At 58.2% G+C, this 12,037-nt stretch carries 10 protein-coding genes and 2 tRNA genes; all 12 read right to left on the bottom strand.

The window, feature by feature from the left end; all coding sequences use genetic code 11:
- Window positions 1-204: 204 nt before the first annotated feature.
- The 12 genes from rpsO to ftsH all read right to left on the bottom strand — a co-directional run bounded on the left by rpsO (window position 205) and on the right by ftsH (window position 11,987).
- Window positions 205-474, bottom strand: a complete 270-nt coding sequence (gene rpsO, locus ACJ8QI_RS15090) for a 30S ribosomal protein S15 (RefSeq protein ID WP_004933502.1) — start codon at window positions 472-474, stop codon at window positions 205-207.
- A gap of 124 nt (window positions 475-598) precedes the next feature.
- Window positions 599-1,543 (bottom strand): tRNA pseudouridine(55) synthase TruB, encoded by a 945-nt coding sequence (gene truB, locus ACJ8QI_RS15085; protein WP_039567792.1) that lies wholly within the window; start codon window positions 1,541-1,543, stop codon window positions 599-601.
- Entirely contained in the window at window positions 1,543-1,953 is a 411-nt protein-coding gene (rbfA, locus tag ACJ8QI_RS15080) for a 30S ribosome-binding factor RbfA (RefSeq protein WP_004933508.1), read from the bottom strand. Before rbfA ends, truB begins: the two co-directional genes overlap by 1 nt.
- A 70-nt stretch (window positions 1,954-2,023) precedes the next feature.
- Window positions 2,024-4,711, bottom strand: a complete 2,688-nt coding sequence (gene infB / locus ACJ8QI_RS15075) for a translation initiation factor IF-2 (RefSeq protein ID WP_004933511.1) — start codon at window positions 4,709-4,711, stop codon at window positions 2,024-2,026.
- Window positions 4,712-4,734: 23 nt separating this feature from the next.
- Window positions 4,735-6,243 carry a transcription termination factor NusA gene (nusA, locus tag ACJ8QI_RS15070; RefSeq protein WP_019453340.1) on the bottom strand — a complete coding sequence of 503 codons (1,509 nt, stop codon included), beginning with the start codon at window positions 6,241-6,243 and terminating at the stop codon, window positions 4,735-4,737.
- A 21-nt stretch (window positions 6,244-6,264) separates the two neighbouring features.
- Window positions 6,265-6,717 (bottom strand): ribosome maturation factor RimP, encoded by a 453-nt coding sequence (gene rimP, locus ACJ8QI_RS15065; RefSeq protein ID WP_028127574.1) that lies wholly within the window; start codon window positions 6,715-6,717, stop codon window positions 6,265-6,267.
- Window positions 6,718-6,934: 217 nt separating this feature from the next.
- A tRNA-Met gene (locus tag ACJ8QI_RS15060) sits at window positions 6,935-7,011 on the bottom strand.
- A gap of 60 nt (window positions 7,012-7,071) precedes the next feature.
- A tRNA-Leu gene (locus ACJ8QI_RS15055) sits at window positions 7,072-7,158 on the bottom strand.
- Between the two features lie 70 nt (window positions 7,159-7,228).
- Entirely contained in the window at window positions 7,229-7,564 is a 336-nt protein-coding gene (gene secG, locus ACJ8QI_RS15050; RefSeq protein ID WP_004933519.1) for a preprotein translocase subunit SecG, read from the bottom strand.
- 220 nt (window positions 7,565-7,784) lie between these two features.
- Window positions 7,785-9,122, bottom strand: a complete 1,338-nt coding sequence (glmM, locus tag ACJ8QI_RS15045) for a phosphoglucosamine mutase (RefSeq protein WP_038879137.1) — start codon at window positions 9,120-9,122, stop codon at window positions 7,785-7,787.
- A 4-nt stretch (window positions 9,123-9,126) separates the two neighbouring features.
- Window positions 9,127-9,963 (bottom strand): dihydropteroate synthase, encoded by an 837-nt coding sequence (folP, locus tag ACJ8QI_RS15040; RefSeq protein WP_033648673.1) that lies wholly within the window; start codon window positions 9,961-9,963, stop codon window positions 9,127-9,129.
- A gap of 92 nt (window positions 9,964-10,055) precedes the next feature.
- On the bottom strand, window positions 10,056-11,987 hold the full coding sequence (gene ftsH / locus ACJ8QI_RS15035) for an ATP-dependent zinc metalloprotease FtsH (protein ID WP_004933529.1): 1,932 nt from the start codon (window positions 11,985-11,987) through the stop codon (window positions 10,056-10,058).
- Window positions 11,988-12,037 lie beyond the last annotated feature (50 nt).

Genomic DNA, 12,037 nt, shown 5'->3' with positions numbered 1-12,037 from the left:
GTGACTCGATTTGCCTTCTCACTACATCCTCGCGACTAATGACAATCCTTATCTCAGGCGGGAGATAAAGCCTCTCATTAGCCGCGCGAACCTCTGTAACGGAAGAGCCTGTTTGGAAACATCAGTAATACATTAACCTGATTTGCTTATGCTTCCTAGAAGAAAGGGGCCAAAATAGGCCCCTTTCCACTGAAACTTGCTAGATTAGCGACGCAGACCCAGACGCTCGATCAGGCTGGTGTAACGTGCTACATCTTTACGCTTCAGGTAGTCCAGCAGCTTACGACGCTGAGAAACCATACGCAGCAGACCACGACGGCTGTGGTGATCTTTTTTGTGCTCGGAGAAGTGGCCTTGCAGATGGTTGATCTGCGCAGTCAGCAGGGCAACCTGAACTTCGGTAGAACCGCTGTCGTTAGTACCACGACCGAAATCAGCTACGATTTGAGCTTTAGCTTCAACACTTAGAGACATTGTAATACTCCAGATTATAGATAATAAAAACAGGCGCCGATCTCTAATTCAGCAACCCAATGCATAAGCTGCGCCATTCTACTCTTAGCGCAGTGCGATCGCAAGGCGACGCAGTGCCCCGCCGTCAGTCGAAATGCTCGACCACCAGGCGGCGCGGCGCCACGCGACCGTCCTCGGCGATGTCACCAACGCCGATGAATTTTCGCTCTTCACCCTCGGTGATACGCACCAGGCCGGAAGCCGGCGCGCCGGCCACTTGCACCGGTTGCCCCTGCTTGACGTAGCCCGCCACCACCGGCAGCAAATTCACTTCCGGATAGTTCTCAACCGGGCTGTCCATCGGCATCAGCAACGGATCGAGCAGCTCGCCGGGCGCGATCGCCTGTTCCTGCGCCTGAGCCAGCAAAGCGTTCAGCTGTTCCAGCGTCACCATGCGCGCGATCGGATAAGTCGCCACCTGCAGGCGGCGCAGATAGATCACGTGCGCGCCGCAGCCCAGCAGCTCACCGAGATCGTCGGTGATGGTGCGGATGTAGGTGCCTTTCGAGCAATGGATCTCCAGCTCCAGCTCATCCCCTTCCCAGCGGATAAACTGCAGTTCGTACACCGTGATGCTGCGCGCTTCGCGCGGCACTTCAATCCCCTGGCGCGCATACTCGTAGAGTTTCTTGCCCTGGTATTTCAGCGCCGAATACATCGACGGCACCTGCTGGATGTCGCCGCGGAAGGTGTCCAGCGCCGCGTCGAGCTGCGCCTGGGTGAAGTTCACCGGACGCTCCTGCACGATCTGGCCGTCGGCGTCGGAGGTATCGGTACGCTGCCCCAGCTTGGCGATCACCCGATAACGCTTGTCGGAGTCGAGCAGGTATTGCGAAAACTTGGTCGCTTCGCCCAGGCAGATAGGCAGCATGCCGGTCGCCAACGGATCGAGCGCGCCGGTATGGCCCGCCCGGTTGGCGTTGTACAGGCGTTTTACTTTTTGCAGCGCATCGTTGGATGACAAGCCTTGCGGCTTGTCCAGCAACAGCACGCCGTGGATATCACGGCCGCGGCGACGAGGGCGACTCATTAATCCTCCTTGTCATCGCCTGAGGCGGAACGGCGCTCGGCGTCGTTCTTCACCACGTTGGTCACCAGGTTGGACATGCGCATGCCTTCCACCAGGGAGTTGTCGTAGGCGAAGGTCAACTCCGGCACCACGCGCAGGCGCATCGCTTTGCCCAGCAGGGTGCGAATGTAACCGGAGGCGTCTTGCAACGCTTTAATGCCGTTGGTGACCAGATCCGGATCGTGGTTCTCGGTCAGCACGTTCAGGAAGGTGACGTAAACCTTGGCATACGCCAGGTCTCGGGACACTTCCACGCCGGAAACGGTCGCCATGCCGACGCGCGGATCTTTCACTTCACGCTGCAGAATGATCGCAATCTCTTTCTGCATCTCTTGCGCCACGCGTTGACCGCGGCTGAATTCTTTTGCCATTTTGGATTCTCCAGACAAATCGGGGGGCACAAAGGCCCCCCGTAAACAGATATAAGCAGATGTGCAATCGTTAAGCGATGGTGCGTTGGATCTCAATGATTTCGAACACTTCGATCATGTCGCCGACGCGCACGTCGTTATAGTTCTTAACGCCGATACCACATTCCATGCCGTTACGGACTTCGTTAACGTCATCTTTGAAGCGGCGCAGGGATTCCAGCTCGCCTTCATAGATAACCACGTTGTCGCGCAGTACGCGGATTGGGTTGTGACGCTTGATGGTCCCTTCGGTAACCATACAGCCGGCGATAGCGCCGAACTTAGGCGATTTGAACACGTCGCGCACTTCGGCCAGGCCGATGATCTGCTGCTTGTATTCCGGCGCCAGCATACCGCTCATCGCCTGCTTCACTTCGTCGATCAGGTTATAGATCACAGAGTAGTAACGCAGATCCAGGCTTTCCGCTTCGATTACGCGGCGCGCAGAAGCGTCGGCACGCACGTTGAAGCCCAGGATGATGGCATTGGAAGCCGCAGCCAGCGTCGCGTCGGTTTCGGTGATACCACCTACGCCGGAGCCGACAATCTTCACCTTCACTTCGTCGGTGGAGAGTTTCAGCAGCGAGTCGCTGATCGCTTCGCAAGAACCCTGTACGTCGGACTTCAGTACGATGTTCAGCTCGGACACTTCGCCGTCGGTCATGTTGGCGAACATGTTTTCCAGCTTGGACTTCTGCTGACGCGCCAGTTTGACTTCGCGGAACTTGCCCTGACGGTACAGCGCCACTTCACGCGCTTTCTTCTCGTCACGCACCACGGTCGCTTCATCACCCGCTGCAGGCACGCTGGACAGACCCAGGATTTCCACAGGGATAGACGGACCGGCGGAGGTCACTTCACGGCCCAGCTCGTCACGCATCGCACGCACACGGCCGTATTCGAAGCCGCACAGGACGATGTCGCCCTTGTTCAGCGTACCTTCCTGAACCAGCACGGTAGCCACAGGGCCACGGCCTTTATCCAGGAAGGACTCGATCACTACGCCGCTCGCCATGCCGCTGCGAACCGCTTTCAGCTCCAGCACTTCGGCCTGCAGCAGGATAGCCTGCAGCAGCTCGTCGATACCGGTACCGGCTTTCGCGGACACGTGGACGAACTGCGCTTCGCCGCCCCACTCTTCCGGCATAACGCCGTACTGAGACAGTTCCTGCTTAACGCGGTCCGGATCGGCTTCCGGCTTGTCGATTTTGTTCACCGCAACCACCAACGGCACCTGCGCCGCTTTCGCGTGCTGGATAGCTTCGATGGTCTGTGGCATCACGCCGTCGTCGGCCGCCACCACCAGAACCACGATGTCAGTCGCCTGAGCACCGCGAGCACGCATCGAGGTAAACGCGGCGTGGCCCGGGGTATCCAGGAAGGTGATCATGCCGTTCTCGGTTTCTACGTGGTAGGCACCGATGTGCTGGGTGATGCCGCCGGCTTCGCCCGCCGCCACTTTGGTGGAGCGGATGTAGTCCAGCAGAGAGGTTTTACCGTGGTCAACGTGGCCCATGATGGTCACGACCGGCGCGCGCGGCTCGGCCGCAGCGCCCGTATCACGGTCGCTCATCAGCGCTTCTTCCAGCTCGTTTTCACGACGCAGGATAACTTTGTGGCCCATCTCTTCGGCAACCAGCTGTGCGGTTTCCTGGTCGATAACCTGGTTGATGGTGGCCATGGCGCCCAGCTTCATCATCACTTTGATGACCTGAGAACCTTTTACCGCCATCTTGTTGGCCAGCTCGGCCACGGTGATGGTTTCGCCGATCACCACGTCACGGTTAACCACCTGCGCCGGCTTGTTGAAGCCCTGCTGCAGAGCGCTAGGCTTGCGTTTGCCTTTACCGCCACGGGTAACGGCACGCGCTTCTTCGCGGTCCGCTTTGGACTCGGACAGCTTGTTGCCTTTCTTCTGCTTGGTGGCTTTGCCGCCGCGGGTGCGGCTGCGACGATCGCCTTCAACTTTGGCGTCGTTCTCGTCTTCTGCGGCACGGGCGTGCTGAGAGGTGGTCACGTGATAGTCGGCGCTTTCAACCGCGGCGCTTGCCGCGTCTGCCTGGGCCCACTTCTCGCCGTTCTCTTCGGCCATGCGACGGGCTTCTTCCGCCACGCGCTTGGCTTCCTCTTCAACCTTGCGGCGCACTTCCTCTTCCGCTTTGCGTTTCAGTTCAGCGGCTTCGGCTTCACGGCGTGCTTTTTCCGCCTGAGCTGGCTTGGTCATTTCGTCGGTATGTTGATTGGTCACTTTTTCTTTTTCCGCTGAATTACGCTTAGCAATCTCCGCGGCCTCACGTTTGGCTTGCTCTTCGGCAGCGCGCTTCGCTTCCGCTTCGCGTTTTGCGAGCTCTTCCGCTTCGCGCCGTGCCTGCTCTTCCGCTTCACGCTGTGCCTGCTCTGCCGCTTCAGCCAACTGGGCTTCCTGCGTATCGCGATTTACATAAGTGCGTTTCTTGCGGACCTCAATTTGCACCGATTTACTTTTACCGCCGGTGCTCGGGATATTCAAGGTGCTGCGCGTTTTGCGCTGCAAAGTGAGTTTACCCGGCGCGCTGCCGTGTTCACGGTTCAGGTGCGCCAGCAATGTTTCTTTTTCTTGCTGGGTAACAGAGTCCGACTCGGACTTGTTGATCCCTGCATCAGCAAACTGCTGTACCAGGCGATCAACCGGAGTCTGAATCTCTGCTGCCAGCGATTTTACGGTTACATCTGTCGTCATGCTGTTCCTTCCTGCTACAGTTATTACGCGTTGTCGCCAAACCAACAGATATTGCGTGCAGCCATGATCAGCTCACCGGCTTGCTCGTCGCTAAGCCCTTCAATATCAGCCAGATCGTCAACACCCTGCTCGGCAAGATCTTCCAGCGTACAAACCCCACGCGCGGCCAGTTTAAAGGCCATGCTGCGCTCAAGACCCGGCAGGTTGAGCAAATCGTCGGCCGGTTTGTTGTCGCCCAGGCTTTCTTCTTGTGCCAGGGCCAGCGTGGTCAATGCAGCTTTGGCGCGTTCGCGCAATGCTTCAACCGTATCTTCATCCAGACCGTCGATTTCCAACAGCTCTTTGATCGGCACGTAGGCCAGCTCTTCCAGCGTGGAGAAGCCTTCTTCAACCAGTACGGTGGCGAAATCTTCGTCGATATCAAGATACTTGGTGAAGGTATCAATAGCGGCATGAGCCTCGGCCTGGTGCTTGGCCTGCAGGTCGTCCGCCGTCATCACGTTCAGTTCCCAACGATCGTCGCCGCGGTGTTGTTTCAGCAGCTGGGAAGCCAAACGCACGTTTTGGCCGTTACGGCCGATCGCCTGCGCCAGGTTGCTGGCTTCAACGGCGATATCCATGGTGCAGTTATCTTCGTCTACCACGATCGACGCGACGTCGGCCGGCGCCATGGCGTTGATGACGAATTGCGCTGGGTTATCATCCCACAGGATGATGTCGATGCGTTCGCCGCCGAGCTCGCTCGACACGGCCTGAACGCGCGCACCGCGCATACCTACGCAGGCGCCGACCGGGTCGATGCGCTTGTCGTTGGTTTTCACTGCAATTTTCGCGCGGGAGCCAGGATCGCGGGCTGCCGCTTTAATTTCGATCACTTCTTCGCCGATTTCCGGCACTTCGATGCGGAACAGTTCTTTCAGCATTTCCGAGCTGGAACGGCTGACGAACAGCTGCGCGCCGCGAGCTTCAGGACGCACGGCGTACAGTACGCCGCGAATGCGGTCGCCCGGACGGAAGTTTTCGCGCGGCAGCATGTCTTCACGGCCAATCACCGCTTCGGCGTTGTTGCCCAGATCCAGCGCAATGCTGTCACGGTTCACTTTCTTCACCACGCCGGTGACGATCTCACCTTCGTGTTCACGGAAAGCGTCGACCACCATCGCACGCTCGGCTTCGCGCACTTTCTGCACGATAACCTGCTTGGCGGTTTGGGTGGTGATACGGTCGAAGGTCACGGACTCGATCTGATCTTCGACGTAGCCGCCGAGCTCGATGCTCGGGTCTTCAAACTGAGCGGCTTCCAGCGTGATTTCACGCGTTGGCTGAGTCACTTCATCTACGGCGACCCAACGGCGGAAGGTATCGAAATCGCCGGTTCTGCGGTCAATGCTGACGCGCACGTCGATTTCCTGCTCGTATTTTTTCTTGGTTGCGGTGGCTAATGCAGTTTCCAGCGCTTCGAAAATCTTCTCGCGCGGAAGGGATTTTTCATTGGAAACTGCTTCAACAACAGCCAGAATCTCTTTGTTCATCCTAGTTGCCTCTTCCAAACTTTAAAAGTGGGGTACCAGGTTCGCTTTCTGGATGTTGCTCAGCGCGAACACTTCATCTTTCCCTTCCACAGTAACCGTGATCATCTCGCCTTCGACAGACTTGATAATACCCTGCCACTTGCGACGGTTTTGTACCGCCATGCGCAGGACCAGGCTGACTTCTTCACCGAGGAAACGCGTATAGTGCTCAGCGGTGAACATCGGGCGATCAAGGCCAGGAGAGGAGACTTCCAAGTTGTAAGCGACCGTGATTGGATCTTCGACGTCCAATACAGCGCTGACCTGGTGGCTGACATCAGCGCAATCATCAACATTGATGCCGTTATCACTATCAATATAGATGCGGAGCGTCGATTGGCGCGCACGAATGAATTCGATGCCTACAAGCTCAAAGCCCAACGCTTCTACCGGTGCCGAAAGCATCTCTGTTAACTGTTGCTCTAATGTGGACAAGCCCACCCCCAAGACATAAAAAAAGGGCTAAATAGCCCAGTGATTCTGTTGCCAAATAACAAAAAACCCCGAAAAATCGGGGCTTTATGCAACTGGACCCTGTTTGCCGCTAGGCGGCCTCGGTACAACTTTCGAGCAAGTGTCATTTTCAAATGTTGATCGAGAAAAGCGGATTTCAATCGAAAAGTGTATTTGAAAATAAACACTTAAAGGAAAGTGGTTGCGGGGGCCGGATTTGAACCGACGACCTTCGGGTTATGAGCCCGACGAGCTACCAGGCTGCTCCACCCCGCGTCCGAAAACGTGGCAAATACTACGCCGATAATCGCAAAATTGCAAGTTATCTCTGGGATTTGGTACCGAGGATGGGACTCGAACCCACAAGCCCGTTAGGGCACTACCACCTCAAGGTAGCGTGTCTACCAATTCCACCACCTCGGTACTGATTCTTACTGCTAACGGCCGTTGTTCTTTCGAGTTCACAACCACCGTTTTCAAACTTTGTTGCGGCTTACTGCGGGATATCGCTGCTCGGCTTGGCAGGTGCTGCCGGCGCGGTTGTCTGCTCAGTTTTCACTGGCTGACCCAGGTTTTCCCACTCGCTGCCTTTCTTGCTTTGGTTGCTGCTGAGGTTGCCCAGAATCAGGCTGATGACGAAGAACAGCGTCGCCAGCACAGCAGTCATGCGGGTCATAAAGTTACCGGAACCACTCGAACCGAACAACGTGCCTGATGCACCTGCTCCGAAAGAGGCTCCCATATCAGCGCCTTTACCTTGCTGCAGCATAATCAGAGCGACCAGCCCGATTGAGATCAGCAGGAAAATTACCAGAAGAGCTTCGTACATAGTAGTACCCGTATCCTTGCGGCCTCACCGCATGCCAAATGCTTCACACTCATCAAGCAGGCGTTTTTATAAACTGCCTACTGAAGCGGGTGTGAATACTAACCAAAGCCGCCAACCCGCGCAAGGGCAATTTGCAGCCGCCGGCGCGTTTGCGGAAAAAAACGCCAACAATCGCCTCTCCGGGCTCAGCTTTGCCGAGCCCGGCGGCTAACTGTCTGTTTTAACCAGCGGATTTCACCGCGTCGGCGATGCGATGCGCCAGCGCGGTCACCTGCTGTTCGTCCTCGCCTTCCACCATCACGCGGATCAGCGGTTCGGTGCCCGATTTGCGCAGCAGCACCCGGCCGCGGCCGGCCAGTTCGGCTTCCACCTGCTCGGTGACTTTACGCACCGCGTCGGACTCCAGCGGGTTGTGATCGCCGGCGAAGCGCACGTTGACCAGGATCTGCGGCAGCAGCTTCATGCCGCTGCACAGGTCATGCAGGCTCATGTGGTTGCGCACCATGGCGGTCAGCACCTGCAGCCCGGCCACGATACCGTCGCCGGTGGTGGTTTTGTCCAGCAGGATCACATGGCCGGAGTTTTCCGCACCGATGCGCCAGCCCAGCTCCTGCAGCTTCTCCAGCACGTAACGGTCGCCCACTTTGGCGCGAGCGAACGGAATGCCCAGCTGTTTCAGCGCCAGCTCCAGTCCCATATTGCTCATCAGGGTGCCGACTGCGCCGCCGCGCAGCTGGCCCTGACGCAGGCCTTCACGGGCGATGATGTACAGGATCTGATCGCCGTCCACCTTGTTGCCCAGATGGTCCACCATCATCACGCGATCGCCGTCGCCGTCGAACGCCAGGCCCACGTGCGCTTTTTCCTTGAGTACGCGCTCCTGCAGCTGACGCACGTCGGTGGCACCGCATTTTTCGTTAATGTTCATGCCGTCCGGCTCAACGCCGATGGCGATCACCGTGGCGCCCAGCTCGCGCAGCACGCTCGGCGCGATGTGGTAAGTCGCCCCGTTGGCGCAGTCGACCACGATTTTCAGCCCCTTCAGGCTCAGCTCGCTCGGGAAGGTGCCTTTGCAAAATTCGATGTAGCGGCCGGCGGCGTCGATGATGCGGCTGGCTTTACCCAGCTCGGCGGACTCCACGCAGGTCAGCGGCTTTTCCATCTCGGCTTCGATCGCTTCTTCGACGTTGTCCGGCAGCTTGGCGCCGTCGATCGAGAAGAACTTGATGCCGTTGTCATAAAACGGGTTATGCGACGCGGAGATGACGATGCCGGCTTCGGCGCGGAAGGTGCGCGTCAGATAAGCCACCGCCGGGGTGGGCATCGGCCCGGTGAAGGAGGCGGACAATCCTGCGGCCGCCAGGCCGGCCTCCAGCGCGGACTCCAGCATATAACCGGAGATGCGCGTGTCCTTACCGATGATGATTTTGCGCGAACCGTGACGCGCCAGCACTTTACCCGCCGCCCAGCCCAGCTTCAGCACGAAGTCCGGCGTGATGGGGCTGTCCCCGACCTTGCCACGGATGCCGTCGGTGCCAAAATATTTGCGCTCGCTCATGTCTCTACTGTCCCTTAGCTGAAAGTGTTGCCTCGACGACACGCATCGCCTCGACGGTTTCTTTAACGTCATGCACTCTGACAATCTGCGCGCCCTGCATCGCTGCGATCACCGCGCAGGCCACGCTGCCGATAACCCGTTGATCCGGCGGCACGTTCAGCAGTTGTCCTATCATCGATTTGCGCGACATGCCGACCAGCAGCGGCAAACCGAAACGATGAAACTCCGACAACCGGGCCAGAAGCTGATAGTTGTGCGCCAAATTTTTACCGAAACCGAAGCCTGGGTCGAGCAGCAATTTCTGATTTGTTATCCCCGCCTCGTTGCAGCGCCGAATATGGTGCTCGAAAAACGCCTGAACGTCAGCGATCAGATCGTCGTAATGCGGCGCCTGCTGCATGGTGCGTGGCTGCCCTTGCATGTGCATCAGACAAACCGGCAGGCCGCTTTCCGCCGCCGCCGCAAGAGCACCCGGCTCCTGCAGCGAGCGAATGTCGTTGATCAGGTGTGCGCCGGCGTGTGCCGATTCGCGGATCACGCCCGCTTTCGAGGTATCGACCGAGATGAAGACTTCGAAGCGCTGCGCCAGCGCTTCCACCACCGGCACGACCCGTTCCAATTCTTCCTCTTCACTCACCTCCGCCGCCCCCGGCCGGGTCGATTCACCGCCGATGTCGATCATCGTGGCACCGGCCGAAATCAGCGCATGCGCGTGCAGCAGCGCCTGGTTCAGCGTGTTGTGGCGGCCGCCGTCGGAAAACGAATCCGGCGTCACGTTGAGGATACCCATCACCTGCGGATGGGAGAGGTTGAGCGTCATGTCGCGCACGGTTAACTGCATGGTTGGTCCACCTTACTGTTGCCTGGTTCACTGCCCGCCGGGCAAAAAAAAACCCCGGCGTACCGGGGTTTGATGTTATTACACAGCCGCTGTTACTTGTCGAGCTGTTCGGACATGGTGTTGCCCGGCGTTGGGGTGCGCGGCTCATCTACCGGCGTCGGGGCTTTCGGGGTGCCGCCGTTGTCGGAACTGTTGCCTTTGTTCGCATCGTCCCAACCCGCCGGCGGACGCACGTCTTTGCGGTTCATCAGATCGTCGATCTGCGGCGCATCGATGGTTTCGTACTTCATCAGCGCATCCTTCATCGAGTGCAGGATGTCCATGTTTTCCATCAACAGCGAGCGAGCACGCGTGTAGTTACGCTCGATCAACGACTTCACTTCCTGGTCGATGATGCGCGCGGTTTCATCCGACATGTGCTTCGCCTTGGCCACGGAACGGCCCAGGAACACTTCGCCCTCTTCTTCCGCATACAGCAGCGGCCCCAGCTTCTCGGAGAAGCCCCACTGGGTCACCATGTTACGAGCGATGGAGGTCGCCACTTTGATGTCGTTCGACGCACCGGTAGAGACTTTTTCCGGCCCGTAGATGATCTCTTCCGCCAGACGGCCGCCATACAGAGTGGAGATTTGGCTCTCCAGCTTCTGACGGCTGGCGCTGATCGCATCCCCTTCCGGCAGGAAGAAGGTCACGCCGAGCGCACGGCCACGAGGAATGATCGTCACCTTGTGTACCGGATCGTGTTCAGGAACCAGGCGGCCAATGATGGCGTGGCCCGCTTCGTGATACGCGGTCGACTCTTTCTGCGCTTCGGTCATCACCATGGAGCGACGTTCCGCACCCATCATGATCTTGTCTTTGGCTTTCTCGAACTCCACCATCGACACCACTCGCTTGTTGCCGCGGGCAGCGAACAGCGCCGCTTCGTTGACCAGGTTAGCCAGGTCGGCACCGGAGAAGCCCGGCGTTCCGCGCGCAATGACGGAGGCGTCGATGTCGGCAGCCAACGGCACGCGGCGCATGTGCACCTTCAGGATCTGCTCACGGCCACGCACATCCGGCAGCCCGACCACGACCTGACGGTCGAAGCGGCCCGGACGCAGCAGCGCAGGGTCAAGCACGTCAGGACGGTTGGTGGCCGCGATGACGATGATGCCTTCGTTGCCTTCGAAACCGTCCATCTCAACCAGCATCTGGTTCAGAGTCTGCTCGCGCTCATCGTGACCGCCACCCAGGCCGGCGCCACGCTGGCGGCCGACGGCGTCGATTTCATCGATGAAGATGATGCACGGCGCGGCTTTCTTCGCTTGTTCGAACATGTCGCGCACGCGGGATGCACCCACACCGACGAACATTTCGACGAAGTCAGAACCGGAAATGGTGAAGAACGGCACCTTCGCTTCGCCGGCGATCGCTTTCGCCAGCAGCGTTTTACCGGTCCCCGGCGGGCCAACCATCAGCACGCCTTTCGGGATCTTGCCGCCCAATTTCTGGAAACGGCTCGGCTCGCGCAGGTATTCCACCAGTTCGCTCACCTCTTCTTTCGCTTCGTCACAACCGGCGACATCGGCGAAAGTGGTCTTGATCTGGTCTTCCGTCAGCATGCGGGCCTTGCTCTTGCCGAAGGACATCGCGCCCTTGCCGCCGCCGCCCTGCATTTGCCGCATAAAGAAGATCCAGACCCCGATCAGCAACAGCATCGGGAACCAGGAGATAAAGATAGAAGCCAGCAGGCTCGGCTCTTCAGGCGGCTCGCCGACCACTTTCACATTCTTCGTTAACAACGTATCCAGCAACTTAGGATCGTTGACAGGGATGTAGGTCGTGTATTTGTTACTGTCTTTCTTGGTAACGTTAATTTCACGTCCGTTGATTCGCGCTTCGCGAACCTGGTCCTGGGTCAGTTCGGACATGAAGGTAGAGTAATCCACCCTACGGCCATTCGACTCGCTGGGCCCAAAGCTCTGGAATACAGACATCAACACTACCGCGATGACTAACCAGAGAATTAGGTTTTTCGCCATGTCACTCAAGGGATTAACCTCATCTTACAACTGTGTTAACAAACAGCGTT

The sequence above is a fragment of the Serratia sp. CY84636 genome, from assembly GCF_052166245.1.
In the GTDB taxonomy this organism is placed as follows: domain Bacteria; phylum Pseudomonadota; class Gammaproteobacteria; order Enterobacterales; family Enterobacteriaceae; genus Serratia; species Serratia nevei.
This window is presented reverse-complemented; position numbering and strand designations above follow the sequence as displayed.

Excerpts from the sequence above, each read along its gene's own strand:
- rpsO (WP_004933502.1), bottom strand. The coding sequence starts at position 474 with ATGTCTCTAAGTGTTGAAGCTAAAGCTCAAATCGTAGCTGATTTCGGT.
- truB (WP_039567792.1), bottom strand. The coding sequence starts at position 1,543 with ATGAGTCGCCCTCGTCGCCGCGGCCGTGATATCCACGGCGTGCTGTTG.
- rbfA (WP_004933508.1), bottom strand. The coding sequence starts at position 1,953 with ATGGCAAAAGAATTCAGCCGCGGTCAACGCGTGGCGCAAGAGATGCAG.
- infB (WP_004933511.1), bottom strand. The coding sequence starts at position 4,711 with ATGACGACAGATGTAACCGTAAAATCGCTGGCAGCAGAGATTCAGACT.
- nusA (WP_019453340.1), bottom strand. The coding sequence starts at position 6,243 with ATGAACAAAGAGATTCTGGCTGTTGTTGAAGCAGTTTCCAATGAAAAA.
- secG (WP_004933519.1), bottom strand. The coding sequence starts at position 7,564 with ATGTACGAAGCTCTTCTGGTAATTTTCCTGCTGATCTCAATCGGGCTG.
- glmM (WP_038879137.1), bottom strand. The coding sequence starts at position 9,122 with ATGAGCGAGCGCAAATATTTTGGCACCGACGGCATCCGTGGCAAGGTC.
- folP (WP_033648673.1), bottom strand. The coding sequence starts at position 9,963 with ATGCAGTTAACCGTGCGCGACATGACGCTCAACCTCTCCCATCCGCAG.
- ftsH (WP_004933529.1), bottom strand. The coding sequence starts at position 11,987 with ATGGCGAAAAACCTAATTCTCTGGTTAGTCATCGCGGTAGTGTTGATG.